Consider the following 15,801-nt stretch of genomic DNA (forward strand, 5'->3'; position numbering starts at 1 on the left):
CGTAAGCGGTGCGCCATTCACACCTTGTGGCAGCTTTAGCGATATCGCGAGAATAGATTTCTTTGAGCTTGATTGATCGAACTGTCTTCCCAGTCGATTTCACGCTTCGACGGGGGGATTATTCGTTGTGTGCGCTCGTTGTCGAAGAAGAGTGTTCCATGGATTCCCATAGCATCTCGCTTGAGAATAGGACGTTCCCAGAGGGGCGCTAAAAATCGGCCTGCCTCATCATCACCGAGACGTTCAATCAAATCTTCGATCTTTTCCATGTCTTGCCCGTTCGGAAAGATAATGGCGTATTCGTCCTCCGTGGCTTGGAACACGCTGAAGGTAGCGTTTCGAGCGCCGTCTATGATCAAAATGTTCTTCATAAGCCACATTCTGACACCAAGAATCCACGGCAGCAACGGGTCGTGCGGAATTGGCCGTTTTGCGTTGGTTCACACTGCCGGACTATTCCACGGCAGGAGACCCTCAATCCGGCTCTGCTTGTGGCCGTTGACGATGGCGGCGAGGGTCGTGGTCAGATGGGCCAACGGATCGACACCATTGAGCTTGCAGGTCTCGATGAGCGAGGCGATGGTCGCCCAGTTCTCCGCTCCGGCGTCATGTCCGGCGAAGAGAGCATTCTTCCGATTGAGGGCAATTGGCCTGATGCTTCGTTCGACGGAATTGTTGTCGATCTCGATGCGACCGTCGGTCAGGTAGACGCAGAGCCCATCCCAGTAGTGACGGAGCCAACGATGACCTCGGGGCGACTGACCGGTTTGCTCGGTGGTTCCGAAACGGGCAGATCGACGATCACCGCTGCGAACTCCACCGCATCCTCGGGTGCGGGCAGCACCAGCTTGCCCTGCCGCGCCATCGTCCGCCAAGTGGACAGGTGGTTCGGCTTCAGGCCGTGACGTTGGGCGACCTCATTCACCATCGCGCCGGGCCGCAGGCTTTCCGAAACGATCCGCGCCTTGACCTCGTCCGGCCAGTGCCGGTGAACCTCACGACCAGACTTCCTGGTCGTGAGAACCTCCAATGTACTCTCCATGGAGAAACTCCCGTTGCTCATCCATGGAAAGGCAATCACAGATCAAGGTGGCGAGGACAACTTGGGAGCGGAACACCGGTTACAGATGAACTCGCCGAAGGGCTTCTTCTTCGCCCTCCCGATCATGCCGGCTTCCTCCCAGGCCTCACGTTCGGCCACCTTGCGCGGCTTCGGACCTGATATCGGCCAGCCCTTCGGGATCATCCAACGTCTCGTCTCCCGCGTCGTGATGAGAAGCACCTGTGGCCCCTTGGGTGTGTTTCGGAAACACAATGCACCGTACTGCTGGATGGGCTTCGGATAGACGTCAATCTCATTCATCTGGTCTGCTCATGTTCATCGACGTTCTCGACCGTGCCGGATAAACCGAGTGCTTCGCTTAAGGTTCATGGCGTCCTCATGTCAGCGCCAGAAACGCTTCGTGTCGATGACCTCATCGACTGAGGACTGCGCCATGCGGATCAACGCATTCTTGTCATCGTGGGAAACTACAGATTCCCGAGCAGGGTGGTCGGCCAGTCCGTGCTGCTGGAGCACGTCCGGTCCGGTTGCAAGATCGTTCAATGCTCCAAGATGGTCCTGCAGCTCCTCCATCGCTGCAATGAATTTCCGGTGCCGGCGGGTGCCGCGCTTGTCGTCGAACAGGGATCGGAAAAATTCAGCCGCGTAGCGAAGCTTCTTAGCGTCCTTGCGAACCTGGTGACGATGCTCGTCGTCGGTCTCGGCCAGCGCACTGCCGTACTTTTTCAGCTTCTTACGCATCTTATCGAGGGCCCTCGCGGCAAACTCCGAAGCCGATGTGTCCTCCGAAGTTGCGCTGCCGCCAGCGCGATCGAGGTCACATTGAAGCCACTCGTTGAAATCGAGCATCAGCGCCCGCGCTCTCGCCGATTCCAGAGCCTCGACAGCGTCGCTGTAGGCCTTGTTGCGGGCATCCTTGAGCTTGGCCCGAAGGTCGGAGTCTTTCGCTTTCATCAGCAGGACGTCGAGATTACGCGCTTCGCCCAGGACGCCAGCGAGCCAGCGAAGCTCCTCTTGGATCCTTTTCGGCTCGTCGCCCATCAGGAGCGGCCTAAACAGGGAGATCGCAGAGCGGAGACGGCGCAGAGCTACCCGCGCCTGATGAAGGGCTTCCGAATTTCGTCGCTGGCGAAGGATCTCTTCGTTGAGACGAAACTGCCGAAAGCAGGACGCGGCGATCTCTCGAAAGGCGGCAGATGCCTTCGTGTTTCGGTCGAGATCGAGGTGTTCTGCCTTGAACATGAATTGCTGCCTGTCCAGAAGCGCGAGGCCCCGTTCGGACTTGGACTGAATGCCGAACCGGAAAGGCGCGATCGCGTCGATCTTGCGAATGAAGATGAACAGGTCCTTCGGATCGCCGTCCTTCAGTTCGACTTCGATTTCCTGAACTGGCGAGCGCCGGTTGCCAGACACTACGTCTCCCCGATCGACGACCACCTCCAGCCGAGTGCCGTTCAACTCGATGTTCCAGACGCGGCGCTCAATGAACACGGTGAAAGCGGCTTCCACCTCAAGTTCCGGTCCGAACTCGCTTATGAGAGGGCTCGTATGGTCGAGGACGGGTTCATTGCCTTCAATGGGAGTCTCCCATTCTGAACGGACAAACAGTGATTTCGCCGGTCCCGATGTCTTCACAGTCTGGATGTGGGAAGCGCCGGTAGAGCGGATACGCAGAGAGAACCCCTTCTGCGACAGCCGACGATCGCCCGTCTCGAAGTAGGTCGAAGACTGCTGCAGTGCCTCGTCAGGATCTCCGAGAAGATCGGAACCCAAAAGGCTCTCAAGGGCTTCGTTGGTGAGGTCGAGTTTGATTTCGATTTCCGATGGCAAGGCAGGCTCCATTCTGATTGGATGCTCATCAACGCTGGAGGTCTTGTCATAGTTCGGTCGCGTCACGACCTGATGAAGCAAACTGGACTCTTCAACGTTGCCCGGCTAGCTTGCGCGGGCTTCGAAACCGGAGGCGGACGATGCTCAACGAAAACGCCCAGACGGAACTTGCGAAAACCGTGTCTGGTCGCGATGTCGCGCAGGCTGGTGCTCTCTGCTACCGTCGGAACGAAAACGGTGGAGTTGACATCCTTTTTGTGGGCAGCCGACGCAACGGTCGATGGGGCATTCCGAAGGGGCACGTCGAAGGTGGTGAGGTCAGCAGCGTCGCGGCGCTGAGAGAGGCGTTCGAGGAGGCCGGGGTCGCAGGCGTCGTCGACAAGACCGTGTTCGGTACGTTTTCCTATCGGAAGGACAACAGTCCCAACCAATACCACGTGGCCGTTCATCTTCTTAAGGTCTCGAGGATCGCGGACAAGTTTCCGGAGAAGGATGTCCGAAAGACACGGTGGTTCCCCTTGGAGACCGCGTTGCGGGAAGCGGCGCATCCAGGTTTGCGGATGCTACTCGCATGCATCACGTCCACCAACATCTGACTGCGGAGAGTTCGATGGGCGCGTACGGTGTGAGGGGGGAGGCCTGGAATTTGACCTCGCGCATCGCCAAGCCAATCCATGATAAGGCGATGCCAGTCCTGCTGCTGACAAATGAAGAGACGTTTGGATGCGAGCACCCTGGGAGGTGGCGAAGGAACTCGCCCGTCCGCTTCCGAACGACAAACTGATAGTGACATCGAGGAAGCCCCATGGCCCGAACATCGTGACGAAGTCTGGGGAGCCGGTCTCACAGCCGAGATTGCTGTAAACGGACAGCCGKGACTGAAAGGCACCGATCAGTGTTTGAACTTGCTACGGAGCGATTGAGCGTGCGCGTATATACCGTGATCTCTTGGGCCGTTGTTTCCCTTTTCGCAATCGTCGTTTTTGCGTCGCTGCCTAAAAGCATGGGACGTCAATGGACTTCGGAATTACCGTCGCAATTCGAGATATACCAGCGCCAAGCCTACGGTTCGAGGCAGCTACCAAATGGGGCTGGAACCTGTGGGGCAGTAATTTACCAACTGTCCGAGGCGCAAACCCAAAAAATCAGACGCGACGGCGTCGCAGCATTTCCGTCTGATCTGACAGGGCCTGATGGATTGAAGTACGGGAGATGGGCAAGTACGCCAATGCCACAAGATATTTACGAGCGCTATGTTTTGAACGCCGCCTATCCAGTCGGACTAAACTGCAGCCGCGGAACTTGGCAAAAGGAATGGCGTGCTGCCGCTGAGAAAGCGGGAAACTACTATTCGACTAATGGCAAAGCTTTGATCCTGCTGTGGGCCTCAGAACTGCAATACAATCCGATATATCTGGCAGCGGTAGGATATTTCTATAATCCGTAGAGGTATCGCCCAGAACGGCACCAGCCACCATCTGGCCTCCTCGGCGATCTGCCTGCCGGAACGCATCCTAATCGAAATCGGCTGGCGTCCGACGACGACCTCGCCGTGGCGAAAGCGAGTCTCCAGTTCCTTGCGGTTCGAAGCATACCACTCGCGATCGGCCGGCAGTCATCGAGACCTGGCAGCAAGGCGAGCCAGACAGCCGTCTGCTGCAGACGCAGCGTCCAGCCATCGCCGCCTTTCGCGTGAGCGCCAGCTTGACGAACGAGCGGATACGGCACGTCAACCGCATCAAGGGCTTGCTGTTCAGGCAAGGCGTATCCGACTACGAACCGCTGCGCCGCGATCGCCGCAAGCGACTGGAGGAGTGTAAGACGGGCGATGGCCGCCCGCTGCTGTTTGTCGGATCAGGGTGCATCCGGCCCGACCGCGGCACCGGCACCCGTGGCACTGACAGTCAAGCTGGCAAACGCGATCTCACCATCGGTAATGTAATGGTTGACCTTTCCGGTGTTCAAACGTGAGCCAGATTGGTGCCGCGCGACCTCCCCGATTACTTGCTTTGCCCTCAGTTCATTGACTATGTAGTCGCGCTCGGCGTTCGTATCGGAATCGGTCTTATGTGTGACTTGGAATGTCAGCCAGGTCAGAGAAAGCCCGGTATCTCTGGTGCCCGCCCCAACCCATAGGACCCGCTCCTCGGGCGATGGCCTGTCGGTAGCCAACCAGAAGCTCGCCGCGCTCATGTCGTCCTCGGAATGGGCGAGACTAAGGGCCCAGAAACGGATGTGATGGCGCTTGCGGGGGCTATCGTCGATGGGCTCCTGGAATCCTATGTCCTGCCGTCGTCCAAAGAGATAGAAGGTGCTGAAAGGTGCGGTGGGATAGGCAGAGTTCATCAGGAAAGCGCGTATCATTCGCAACGAGCTTGCGATCCCCAAATGGTCGGCCGTGGACCAGCCCGCCGTTGCAAAGGCCTCGCGGAGTTGTTGAAGATTGCCGATGAGGGCGAAATTTATAGGATCGCCGGGCAGGCCATCGGCCGTGATCGTGTATCTGGGGATCAGCCCCCGATGAAGAACCTTCAGGGACAGTCGGACCACGTTCGGAAGAATGACGTAAGCAGCCAGGCCATATGTGAGGCACACCGCAACGAGCCATGGAAACCTGTGGTCCGAAGTATCGAAAACGACGAAGACGATGAGCCAAACGCTGAGTACGCCGAGACAGAAAACCAGAAACCTCCGGAAAAGGCGCGTCAACAATCTCAAGACACAGTCTCCTCGTCTGGCGTCTGATGGGCTGGCATTCGCCCTCGCTGTTCGTCGCCGGGATTTTAGCACCCGAGAATATGCAATGGTAGCGCCGCCGTCGCTCATTGTGGGCCATATCGAGCGAGCCCCCATCACACGCTAGCGGAACCATGTGGCCCTTGCTCCATAACGCCGTGCTTTTGTGCGCAGGGCAGGCGAACGTGTCAAATCCCTGGAAGGCGGGGACACCGTCTCCCAGGGATGTTATTCCGGCATTATGGAGCAGTTGCCACAAACCTGATTGAAGGCTCATGGCACCTTGAGGTGGGATAGGCAAATTTAAGGTGATGGTTCTCGGCGACGTGTGTTGACGACTAGGCAGGGTGCTGACCACTCTGGCGACAATTTCGTCGGTGGTGGAGGCGTCCAGCGTGTCGACATGTTTGGCCGTCCGCGTGACAAGTTCGTCGATCGTCATGTCCTCGAGATAGGAGTTTCGGCAACAATGAGCTGGGTAGCGAGAGCCAGCGGCAGACGGCGGGAGGCGAACACCCAGAACCATGTTGCGAGCCAAGAGCCGGCCAGCCCCATCACCAACGCCCAGCCGACGAAGCGCAAGACCTCGGAACCGGAGACCGTATCCGCCAGATCGAATGAAGCCAGCGGCAACAACAGAAAGCTGCCGATCGCCGCACCGATGCCCTGCAATCCCGTCCATTGCAGTCCGCTCGGGGCGTCGGGTGCCCGCATGACGGCCGCGTTGACCAGCCCGTAGATGATCCAGATCACCAGCGCCACGGAGCTGGCGAGGATGCCGAGTATGATTGATGTCGAGGCGGCAAGGTCGACCGCGCTGATCGTGGCGACATTTACGATGGCTACCCCGATCACGATCATTGCCCATGGCAAGGCAAGAGCTTGCCATGGTGTCCCGATGGTTGGAAATGATCGCCAGAAACACCGGCATTGTGCCGACGATGACTGGCGGGACGGCAGCGCCGGCGAGCTGAACGGCGAAGGCACTACTGACAAAGTATCCCACATAACCCGCGCCACCAAGAAGCAAGCCGATCAGGAGCCGGGACCGCGCTATTCCAACGGGCCGGAATCGCCGATCGGTCATGAGGAGCACGCAGGCGAAACCGAAGATGCCATAGCGGGCGATGGTCAAATCCCACGCCGTGAACGGCGCAATGGCCCGCGGAGCGACGAAGGTCAGTCCCCATAAGGCGCAGCTGGTAAGGCCAGCGACAATTCCAGCAGCATGACGATCTCCCTTTGGAGCGATCATGCGATGTGATCGGCCGATTTTATATGGCAAGAATTCTGGGCCCCAATCAAGCCCTACCGAGTGGCGCCGCGTCAGTAGGGGGACAAGAGTCAGCCTGCTGACCCCCGTGCAACTGACGCAAGATCAGATCGGAATTTCCGCTACCAGTTTGCCGCAAATCCGCTATTCAAACGTCAGGTCGAAGCTTAAGGAAATGACGTGAAAAAGCTGAAGGGTGGTTGCCGCTGCGGTCAGCTGCGCTACGAAGTGGAAGCGGACAAACTTCCAAAGACCTATGCCTGCCACTGTCTCGACTGCCAGACGTGGAGCGGGAGCGCATTCAGCCAGAATGCGCTCGTGAAAACGAACGCATTTGCCGCCACAGGAGAGACCGCGCGGTTCGAGCTGGCGGGCCGCAGCGGTTTTGTCTCCTACCAGTCGGCCTGTCCGAAATGCTTCACCCGAGTGTTCAATACGAACTCCGCTCGTCCTGGCTTGGTGGGTATCCGGGCTGGGACGTTTGATGAAAGCAACAAACTGGAGCTGGTCGCCCACATCTGGACCAACCGTTGTCAGCGCGGCCTGCGATTGGATCCCGAAACGCCCTGCTGGCAGGAGGGCGCTCCTGCAGAAGTGCTTTTCTCGCTCCTCGATCTGCCTATGCCTTCATGAGCAGGGGATTCAGAGACTTTTGATGAAACTAGCGCGTTCACTGCAGCTTTGCGCGCACTAGCGGAAAGGAAGCTCTTCCCCAAGCATCCCGTTGCCGTCCGTAATCTCGAACGTCATGTCCCCATCGTTTCCGTCAAGCGTCGCCGCAGCGCGCGTCCCGGAACTGGGGAGCTCGCCACAGCCTCGGGACGGTTCAGCTCTCTTGCGCCGGGCGGCACCAATTTCGTCCCGACTTGGACGAGCTCAGCGCGCTTATTTCGAGCCACTGTGGGTGAATCCCTCATTGAGGGGCCACGGCATCGCGCTTCGACTGTTTCGCGAAGGGCAGCACGTCCTTAGCCGCCCAGGACTTCTTGTAATGGTGAAGGCACATCCCGACGATCTTGGCGACGACGGCAATCAAAAACCGCCTATTATCAGTCGGAGAAGCAATTGCGCTTCCGCGCCATATCGAAGAAGCACGAAGGATGGCTCGTCGCTGCTTGGCAGGATCCTGCCATCGGTAAGAAAGGCGAGAGCTTCTTCGCAAGCCTGCTCGGACACATAAAGTATCGTGAGGAACGCCCCTTTTCGCTCAGGCGCAAACCTAACGCGGAAGATCTACCAGACCAAGGCTCTCAGGCGCAAACCAGGGCGGACTTGCCAATTCCAACCGTAACCCATGTGTCCAGAATGGACCCCCGCCGGGATTCGAACCTGTGACCTTTGGAATCGGACCAACGTTTTCCGAAACCTAAGCTACAATGACCGAAATGAGTAGCTTGGCTCGAAATCAAGCGTCATCGATAGAAGAACGGAGCCGCACGCCGATTCCCCCTCCGGTGACTTCGCCATCAGCCTGGAAGATGATTCCTGCGGCCTCGAAGGTGAGCGTTAGAAGCCGAAGATTGCTTTCACGCATATCGCCTCCTTTTTCAAAAGCACGTATCGAAACCGCGCTTATCGATGTTCGCTCCGCCAGGTCCCGTTGGGTCCAGTCCAAAAGCGCTCCTGCAGCGCGACAGAGTGGATCGCATGGGCGAATGAGTGGCCCCAGCGGGCTGATCCAAGGCCGGCGGCGTCGGCAGCGTTTTCGAGCGGGTCGCTAGAATCACCGACTTGGACATATCGGGATTGACTAACTCGACGCCGAGCAAGCGTTGCGATCGTATTTGGACATCGTGGTCTCTGCGGCAGGTGCCAGAAGCCTCTCTTCGAGCCATCAACGTGTCATGACAAACCCACCTACGCCCCAATTCTGGGGCGGCGGGGTTGGTCTCTCCGCTGCGGAGGTGCGCCGGCAACCGTCGTTCGGAAGCATTCCTCCTTCCAGATTGCCCCCTTGCAAGTTCCAATTAGCGAGCCATTGACTTCCAATCAGCCGAGAACGATAGTTCCAATCGTCCTCATCGTAGGACCACGCCGAGCCGGCAAGACTACACTTGTCCGAAAGATGGGAGAAGCCGGCCGAACCTATCTCACCCTCGACGATCAGACGGTTCTCGAAGCCGCCCAATCCGATCCTGCCGGCTTCATTCGCGGCCTAGATCGAGCCATCATCGACGAGATTCAGCGTGCGCCAGACCTGCTGCTGGCGATCAAGAAGACAGTCGATGAGGACTATCGTCCGGGCAGGTTTCTGCTTACCGGGTCGGCAAACGTGCTGACTTTATCGCGGATTGCGGACAGCCTGGCGGGGCGAATGGAGACCATCCGAATGCTGCCGCTGGCAAGGGCCGAGATCGAAGGCCGGACGCCGTCCTTTCTGGAGCACCTTTTCGATGGGAGTCTAAAGAGCCCGTGGAGCTCTATCATCGGAGACGACTTCGTCCAACTCGTTCTGCTCGGGGGATTCCCCGAAGCGATCAGCCGCAACAGCGAACGACGACGGCAAGATTGGGCACGGTCCTATCTGACTTCTATCCTGACGCGAGATCTCCGGGACAGTGCCGATGTGGAGAAGCTGACCGAGTTGCCGAAGTTCGTGCGGCTATTGGCCGAACATACAAGCCAATTGGTCAACTATTCGCAGTTTGGCGGCAGCATCAACGTCAGTCACAAGACTGGGCAGCGTTATGCCGGACTGCTCGAACAGGTGTTCCTGGTCGCAACGGTACAGCCTTGGTTCACCAATACGCTGAAGCGTATCGTCAAGACGCCCAAGCTGCATTTCCTCGATTCAGGTCTGTTGGCCAGTGTGCGGGCTCACCTTCGACCGAGTGAAGGCGGATCGCGGAACATTCGGCGCGCTGCTGGAGAGCTTCGTGTTTTCCGAAGTTCTGAAGCTAATGACGGCGTGACCTGCGGTTGACACCATATCATTTCCGGGATCGGGACATGCGCGAGGTCGACATCGTACTGGAACGCGACGACGGGATGATCGCTGGCATCGAGGTTAAGGCCAGCGCCACGGTCAAGGCCGGCGATTTCGGAGGGCTCCGCGCACTTGCAGAGGCCTGCGGAGATCGTTTCGCCTTCGGCGTCGTCCTCTACGACAATACAGATGTTGTGCCGTTCGGCGACAAGCTGGCCGCGGTGCCACTGTCCAGCATGTGGGGTTGAGAATGGTCGCAGAAGCCAACGGGAGGACCACCCAGTACATCGTCGGCCAACGTATCAGTAGCCGAGAAAAGAAGAAAAGCGAAAAATTCGGGAAGTCCCTTTCCGGGTATGCCGCTGTAGCGCGATTAATTGGACGAGCGCACCTCAAGGCCGCTCGCGGAAAGGAGATTGGTCAGCAGCTTGGACTATCTCATCGAACTATCGAGCACCGTGTGGAGCGGCTGAAGCAAGGGTTTGGCGCACGCTCGACGTCGCAGCTCGTGGCCTTGGCGATTGCAGACGGATGGGAGAGTGCGGATTGATCCGATACCCGGATTGCAGGGCACCCCGGTTGTCAGGGGCTGCGCTGAATGCTACCGCAAGTGTGCAAGCGTTTGTGACGGGGTGTATTCATGAACCGAATGATCATTTTCTTGGTTATTGCCCTTGCGACCGGCACCGCGCATGCAAACGGGCTTCCGTTTTTCCCCAACACGAACGTCCCCGACTACACCGCGAAGCTGGTTGTGCACGACACATTAGATGGGAAGGACAACTGGCGGGTCGTGCAGCATCACAACGGCTGGACGCACGTTGAGGAGACACAAGGTGACGAGACATATATCTGGTATGGGCACTTCTTTCAGAACATTCTTTTGTCAACAGTCAAGAAAGATGGAGAGGAGATCAAGCGCTTCAGTATCAGGCAAGTCGAGCCATCGTATGACTACCTCGGCATCAAGCAGGTCAAGGAAACGAACGATGTGGAGACAGTGGGCGGCGAGGAGTGTCGCTGGCTTCAAATAGTTCGACACGATCCGCCAAGCCCTATTTGGATGACCTGCTTGACCAGCGACGGAATAGAGGTCGCAACCAAGGTTCTCTTTTCCAAGGGTAAATTGATGTCCGAGGCGCGTCTGACCGAGATCAAGCGAGGTCYGGTCCCGGAGGCCGAAGTGTTGCCGCCAAGACAGCTTTTTGACGCAAGCACGTGGCTCAAGCCGCTGCGTACCTACCCGGATCACCCTCCGAGTGCTGTCGACTTCGAGGCGAAATTAGTCGCGAGGGCGTCTGACAATCCGTCGATAGACAGGACCTCTGAGGTAAGGATGTTGCGACATTATCCATGGTGGTTTCGTCGGAGTGAGGGCAAGGACGGGTCGATCCGGATCGAGGTTTGGAACGAGCTTGAGAACCAGGGTATTGTCTATTCGTCATCGAAGAGGGAACGCAGAATTGTCGCTGGTCGCTCTTCGCTGGACCCGAAGCGTCCCTTCTCTCAATTCAGCAGCCAAACTGGAATGGAAAATCTGGGCGAGCAGGGCCAGTTTCTTGGCGAGAATTGCACATGGTATGACCTAACGCCGAATATGGCCGATGCAAGTCAGAAGCAGTGCATCACGTCCGACGGTGTTCCGTTGAAGGACGACCACTGGTCCGGCTTGAGCGCAGTGGAGAGCTTCGACACGGTGTCGTTTACCCGTCGACCTGTCGACATCGGCGAAATGCAGCCGCCTCGCGAATACCTCGATCCCTCAGCGTGGGGATTTGCACTGCAATAGTGCGTTAGCCGAGACAGCTGCATCGACATACCCAGGACTGACTGCGTGCGATGGCCACGAGGTGCTGGTGAAGTTTCGCCCGAAACCGCAGCGGCCGGAAATGCCGCGCCACGAGTGGGTCAATCCATCGACGAAGGTCGGCTGAACGGCGCAACCGCTCAATCAAAGCTATTTGATTTGCGAGATGCTTTCGCCCTCCTCGCCTTTAAGCGGTCACTGACGTGATCGTGACATGACAAAGCCGCCACGCTCAAAGAAGACCGTCGGCTATAGCATCAGGTCCTATCGCTTAGCCGGCCTCGTGATCGGCGGGATGATTGCCGATGCCAGCGATGGCGCGGTGGCGGCGCTTCGGCATTGGTTGAAGATCATTTGAAGTATTCCTTGGCCAAAAAAGGCCCCGCGTTTTGAAGCGGGGCTTAGTTCTGGGTCGAGTGGGCCGCACATCGAAGTGTTGGGTGGCTGCGTTTAACAAATCTCCGCACGGCCCGAATGTTTTACTATCAACGGACCCTTTTGTTCCCGCGCCGACGGATTTTTTTGATCTTTCATCCGCGAGCATGATTGCCTATGCGAGCGAGGGGGCCGTTGCCGCCTTGCGGCATAAGATCAACCTGATGCTCGCGCTTTGCTGTATCAAAAATTAGCCCCGCCGAAACGGGGCAACTGGGGAAGGACGGATCGCACAGGAAGAGGGAAGCGGACAACCCCAGTATGGGGCGCCTGTGCGATCCTTGCGGCCTAACTGTAGATAGCCGGAAAAGTTCCTGTGCGGTTCCGGACGACTGAGGGTCCAACCGGCAGGAGAGGGCGGATCGCGAGGATCGCAAGGCCGGTACCCAGCGCCTTCGCGTCGACGCAGGAGCCCGAGCCGGTTGGCGATTTTCAGGCTCAATGTCCTTGGGATGCCTTGCCTCGATGAAGAACGCAAACCCGCGTGATCAAGGCGGCAAGTTGATCGCCCCAAAGGATGACATAACGACGGGCGCCTGTGCGGATGAGGATCTCGATCGCTGGAAGCTCGTCGACGTGCTCCGCCGCGTATTCGATGGCTGCCTGCAAAGAGATGAACTCTTTGTTCGCAGTGTCGGGGAACCAGCTGTGGACTGTGATCGGATTGGTGGAATACATCAACATCATTTCAGGCAACTTCGTCTCCACCAGTTTAGCGAGAGTAATGCATATCATGACTCAACCTGTTGTGCGATGTTGGAAAGCCAAATTTGGTTACCGGTCGGTTCATGCCAGCAGTGACGGGGGAGGCCGGCCAGTCGAATGTCCATGATCGCGAGAGCGGGTCGGCCTGAGGCTGCAATGGACAATGCTTCGCCGGCCGTGGCCGACGCCGGGAAGGGAAGGAGAAGGTCGAATTATCCGACGCCGGAACTCGAGGCCGTCCTCGGCAAGACGCTGGGCGTGCCGGTATTTCAGGAATCTGCGATGAGGGTCGCCATGGTCTGCGCCGGCTTATGTCCTTAAGGAGAAGAACGTGACCGAGTTCCAGGACATCAGAATAACCGAACTGGCGTCCGGCCAGGCTGAAAGCGGCCGCTGATGAACATGGTTCTCAACTTGTCTGCCGACGCGCCAGTCAACTGCCCCGACGCGTTCAGGGAAGCGTGGAATCAACCCGCACCCGCGATGAGGCGGCAGGCTGTCGTCGAAGGCAGTAGGCTCGCCTCGACTTGCATGGCATACGAACTTCAGGGGCAGATCGACCAATTGAACGAGGTGATATCGGCGACCAACGACGCCTGTCGCCTCGGCTCCGAGCAAGCCGAGCTTAGACAGGACGGCGAACTCAGAGACTTGAAGGCCAGCCTGCGATATGACTGAGCACTTACGCATACGATGTGCGCCTCCATCCATGTCGAGCGCATAGGTTTTCCTTTGAAGATAGGGGTGGGCGGTGAGCAGCGCGGAACTTTCGAAGACCACCAAGGCGCCGACCGGCGAACCCTATCGACTTGCAGAGGGGGAGCTTCGCAGCAAGCTGTCGGGCAGCACAATATTGATCCTCATTGGAGTGGCCGTCATCCTCCGGCTGGGCCAGGAGATCTTCGTTCCCCTCGCGCTGTCGCTTCTCCTTTCGTTCACGCTGGCCCCGATCGTCTCTTTCCTTCGCAAGCGCTCTGTTCCAAAGATCGCCGCTGTTCTTCTCGCCGTCGTGTCGGCGTTTTGCGCGATCGCCGTATTCAGCATCGTCGTGGCGACGCAGGTGACGAACCTTGCAGAGAACATCCCCACCTATCAAAGAAACCTGGTCGACAAGGTTCATTCCCTCGCCCAAGCGGGCGCCGGAAACGGCGTCCTCGACCATCTGAGCAGAGCGGTCGAACGTGTCGGCGCCGAAATCCAGACGCGGGCCATCGAAAGCGAGAGTCCGACCGCCCAGACGCCCACGACTCGCGAACCGATGCCAGTCGAGATCGTTACACGTTCCGATCCGATCCAGACGCTAGGCAACCTTCTTCTGCCGCTCATCAGCCCCTTCGCGACCGCTGGTCTCGTGGTCGTGCTGGTGATCTTCATGCTCCTCGAGCGAGAAGACCTGCGCGACCGTTTCATCCGGCTGGTTGGTTTGGGAGACCTTCACCGGACGACCGCGGCTCTCCAGGACGCAGGCAAGCGGGTCGGGCGATACCTGCTGATGCAGTTGGTGGTGAACACGCTCTACGCCGTGCCGATCTCCATGGGCCTGTGGGCGCTCGGCATTCCGAACGCCATCCTCTGGGGGCTGCTCACACTTGTTCTGCGGTTCGTGCCATATATCGGCGCGATTATCGGCATGATCCTTCCGTTGTTTCTGGCCCTCGCGATCGCGCCTGGCTGGTCGCTCGTGGTCTGGGTCGGCGCGCTCTATCTGACGACAGAACTGATCAGCAACAACGTGCTCGAGCCGTGGCTCTACGGGGCCAACACCGGTCTTTCGCCTCTGGCGATCATTATTTCGGCAATCTTCTGGTCGTGGCTATGGGGGCCGCTGGGACTGATGCTCTCGACGCCTTTGACTGTCTGTCTGGTCGTGCTCGGAAGACATGTCCCCCAGTTCGGCGTCCTCGATGTCCTGCTTGGCAACGAGCCGGTTCTGGAGCCTCACGAGAAGCTCTACCAGCGTCTGCTCGCGGGCGATCCGAACGAAGCCTCCGACAACGCCGAGGAGTTCCTGCAAGAGGAATATCTCGTCGACTATTACGACAATGTGGGCCTTCCTGCGCTCCTGCTTGGCGAGACCGACCGTCAGCGCGGCGTATTGTCGGAAAACCAGATCATTCTGGTGGCGTCCAGCTCGCTGTCTTTGGTGGAGAACCTGTCGGACATTGCAGAGGAGGAGGAGAACGAGGACGAGACCGCATCGGACGCCGGTCTCGAAACGGGTTCCGAACTGGAACTTCCCGATGGCCAGGGCCGCTCCTTATTGTGCATCGGAGGCCGCGGCGGTCTGGACGATGCGGCCGCCGCGATGCTTTCGCAGGTGCTGGAGGTCCAGGGAGCAACGTCAACGACGTCATCATATTCCGACCATGCCGCGCGAGGATCTCTCGCTTTTCCCATCGACGGGGTCGACACGGCGATCGTCATATATCTAAACGGCAATTCGAAGTCTCGCGCCCGTCAGATCGTTCGACGACTGAAGCGACTTAAGCCTGACCTGCGCGTAGGGCTTCTCATGCCGACGGCGAATGGTCTGGACTATGCGCCGATCGACCCGTCCGAGATCGATGCCGACTTCATCGAGACGTCGATAGCGCAGGCGGCCCGATCCGGCCTAGTCATGTCGACGCCCGTGAGTCTCAAAACCGTAGTTCGGAAGATTGCGCGGCGCGGACTGCCTTCCGGCAGGCCATCCGCTGCATCGAATTGAAAATCGGTTCTCCGTCGCCGCTCGTATTCCTTGACGGTGCTGGTACTTTCATTTCCGCCGCCGGAAGTCTTTCCGCCTGACAGCACCAACTTTTCGACCGTCTGGGAGCTCGCTATGAGCCGGTCGAGGCGTAACCTCCACCGGCTGCTGCAATGCCGCAGCCATAAGGCTTGGATTATTCCTTCGCCGGCCCGCCCCGCCGCTCCAGCGCCGTCTTGCGGATGGTCTCCGCGATCTCCGGACTACTGCTCGACAACATCTGGAAATCCACGGCGTAGAGCGACAGCAGCGATACCTCGGTTGCTGCGCTGACCGTCGC

At 58.4% G+C, this 15,801-nt stretch carries 17 protein-coding genes and 5 pseudogenes; 13 read left to right on the top strand and 9 right to left on the bottom strand.

Annotated features, from left to right (window positions below; all coding sequences use genetic code 11):
* Nucleotides 1-35: 35 nt before the first annotated feature.
* From AC1ECN_RS36240 to AC1ECN_RS36260, 5 genes and pseudogenes are all read right to left on the bottom strand, one after another.
* Nucleotides 36-371, bottom strand: a complete 336-nt coding sequence (locus AC1ECN_RS36240) for a hypothetical protein (protein WP_130764267.1) — start codon at nt 369-371, stop codon at nt 36-38.
* A 69-nt stretch (nt 372-440) separates the two neighbouring features.
* Nucleotides 441-743, bottom strand: a pseudogene (locus AC1ECN_RS36245) (IS66 family transposase); the annotation flags it as partial.
* Nucleotides 701-1,063: a transposase gene (locus AC1ECN_RS36250; RefSeq protein ID WP_130674117.1), complete on the bottom strand. Its 363-nt coding sequence runs from the start codon at nt 1,061-1,063 to the stop codon at nt 701-703. The gene AC1ECN_RS36250 and the pseudogene AC1ECN_RS36245, both read right to left, overlap by 43 nt.
* 54 nt (nt 1,064-1,117) lie before the next feature.
* Nucleotides 1,118-1,363: pseudogene (locus AC1ECN_RS36255) on the bottom strand (NUDIX hydrolase); the annotation flags it as partial.
* Between the two features lie 81 nt (nt 1,364-1,444).
* Nucleotides 1,445-2,893: a CYTH and CHAD domain-containing protein gene (locus AC1ECN_RS36260; RefSeq protein ID WP_245488703.1), complete on the bottom strand. Its 1,449-nt coding sequence runs from the start codon at nt 2,891-2,893 to the stop codon at nt 1,445-1,447.
* A gap of 140 nt (nt 2,894-3,033) precedes the next feature.
* Between AC1ECN_RS36260 and AC1ECN_RS36265 the strand changes: the two genes are divergently transcribed.
* The 4 genes and pseudogenes from AC1ECN_RS36265 to AC1ECN_RS36280 all read left to right on the top strand — a co-directional run.
* Nucleotides 3,034-3,489: an NUDIX hydrolase gene (locus AC1ECN_RS36265; RefSeq protein ID WP_130674116.1), complete on the top strand. Its 456-nt coding sequence runs from the start codon at nt 3,034-3,036 to the stop codon at nt 3,487-3,489.
* A gap of 62 nt (nt 3,490-3,551) precedes the next feature.
* Nucleotides 3,552-3,757 (top strand): annotated as a pseudogene (locus tag AC1ECN_RS36270) (SOS response-associated peptidase); the annotation flags it as partial.
* Nucleotides 3,758-3,788: 31 nt separating this feature from the next.
* The gene (locus tag AC1ECN_RS36275; protein ID WP_130655359.1) at nt 3,789-4,340 is read left to right on the top strand and encodes a hypothetical protein; all 552 of its coding nucleotides are present in this window, start codon (nt 3,789-3,791) and stop codon (nt 4,338-4,340) included.
* A gap of 163 nt (nt 4,341-4,503) precedes the next feature.
* A pseudogene (locus AC1ECN_RS36280) lies at nt 4,504-4,735 on the top strand (IS110 family transposase); the annotation flags it as partial.
* Between the two features lie 12 nt (nt 4,736-4,747).
* Here the strand turns inward: AC1ECN_RS36280 and AC1ECN_RS36285 are convergent.
* Together AC1ECN_RS36285 and AC1ECN_RS36290 are read right to left on the bottom strand one after the other, a co-directional pair.
* On the bottom strand, nt 4,748-5,611 hold the full coding sequence (locus tag AC1ECN_RS36285) for an LssY C-terminal domain-containing protein (protein WP_130674115.1): 864 nt from the start codon (nt 5,609-5,611) through the stop codon (nt 4,748-4,750).
* Nucleotides 5,612-6,067: 456 nt separating this feature from the next.
* Nucleotides 6,068-6,484 (bottom strand): hypothetical protein, encoded by a 417-nt coding sequence (locus AC1ECN_RS36290; protein WP_197728702.1) that lies wholly within the window; start codon nt 6,482-6,484, stop codon nt 6,068-6,070.
* On the opposite strand from AC1ECN_RS36290, the gene AC1ECN_RS36295 reads away from it, so the two are divergent.
* Both AC1ECN_RS36295 and AC1ECN_RS36300 read left to right on the top strand, forming a co-directional pair.
* Nucleotides 6,468-6,821, top strand: a complete 354-nt coding sequence (locus AC1ECN_RS36295) for a hypothetical protein (protein ID WP_185828720.1) — start codon at nt 6,468-6,470, stop codon at nt 6,819-6,821. The two genes, AC1ECN_RS36290 and AC1ECN_RS36295, sit on opposite strands and share 17 nt — an antisense overlap.
* A gap of 261 nt (nt 6,822-7,082) precedes the next feature.
* The gene (locus tag AC1ECN_RS36300) at nt 7,083-7,535 is read left to right on the top strand and encodes a GFA family protein (RefSeq protein ID WP_130663397.1); all 453 of its coding nucleotides are present in this window, start codon (nt 7,083-7,085) and stop codon (nt 7,533-7,535) included.
* 772 nt (nt 7,536-8,307) lie between these two features.
* Here the strand turns inward: AC1ECN_RS36300 and AC1ECN_RS36305 are convergent.
* A complete protein-coding gene (locus AC1ECN_RS36305; RefSeq protein WP_017996670.1) occupies nt 8,308-8,436 on the bottom strand; it encodes a hypothetical protein in 129 nt (42 codons plus the stop codon).
* A 432-nt stretch (nt 8,437-8,868) separates the two neighbouring features.
* Between AC1ECN_RS36305 and AC1ECN_RS36310 the strand changes: the two are divergent.
* From AC1ECN_RS36310 to AC1ECN_RS36325, 4 genes and pseudogenes are all read left to right on the top strand, one after another.
* Nucleotides 8,869-10,076, top strand: a pseudogene (locus AC1ECN_RS36310) (ATP-binding protein).
* 2 nt (nt 10,077-10,078) lie between these two features.
* Nucleotides 10,079-10,378: a helix-turn-helix domain-containing protein gene (locus AC1ECN_RS36315; protein WP_130674114.1), complete on the top strand. Its 300-nt coding sequence runs from the start codon at nt 10,079-10,081 to the stop codon at nt 10,376-10,378.
* Nucleotides 10,379-10,468: 90 nt separating this feature from the next.
* A complete protein-coding gene (locus AC1ECN_RS36320; RefSeq protein ID WP_477955747.1) occupies nt 10,469-11,617 on the top strand; it encodes a hypothetical protein in 1,149 nt (382 codons plus the stop codon).
* Between the two features lie 232 nt (nt 11,618-11,849).
* Complete coding sequence (locus tag AC1ECN_RS36325; protein WP_018069798.1) at nt 11,850-11,993, top strand: hypothetical protein; 144 nt, start codon at nt 11,850-11,852, stop codon at nt 11,991-11,993.
* A gap of 515 nt (nt 11,994-12,508) precedes the next feature.
* Here AC1ECN_RS36325 and AC1ECN_RS36330 read toward each other — a convergent pair.
* Entirely contained in the window at nt 12,509-12,757 is a 249-nt protein-coding gene (locus AC1ECN_RS36330; RefSeq protein WP_020397402.1) for a hypothetical protein, read from the bottom strand.
* 174 nt (nt 12,758-12,931) lie between these two features.
* Here AC1ECN_RS36330 and AC1ECN_RS36335 point away from each other — a divergent pair, with 174 nt between their 5' ends.
* From AC1ECN_RS36335 to AC1ECN_RS36345, 3 genes are all read left to right on the top strand, one after another.
* Nucleotides 12,932-13,096: a hypothetical protein gene (locus AC1ECN_RS36335; RefSeq protein ID WP_197726579.1), complete on the top strand. Its 165-nt coding sequence runs from the start codon at nt 12,932-12,934 to the stop codon at nt 13,094-13,096.
* A gap of 75 nt (nt 13,097-13,171) precedes the next feature.
* Nucleotides 13,172-13,453 (top strand): hypothetical protein, encoded by a 282-nt coding sequence (locus AC1ECN_RS36340; RefSeq protein WP_245488701.1) that lies wholly within the window; start codon nt 13,172-13,174, stop codon nt 13,451-13,453.
* A 73-nt stretch (nt 13,454-13,526) separates the two neighbouring features.
* Nucleotides 13,527-15,482 (top strand): AI-2E family transporter, encoded by a 1,956-nt coding sequence (locus AC1ECN_RS36345; protein WP_018069801.1) that lies wholly within the window; start codon nt 13,527-13,529, stop codon nt 15,480-15,482.
* The last annotated feature ends 319 nt before the right edge of the window (nt 15,483-15,801 follow it).

This window comes from Rhizobium sp. 01N447_2 (assembly GCF_056399245.1).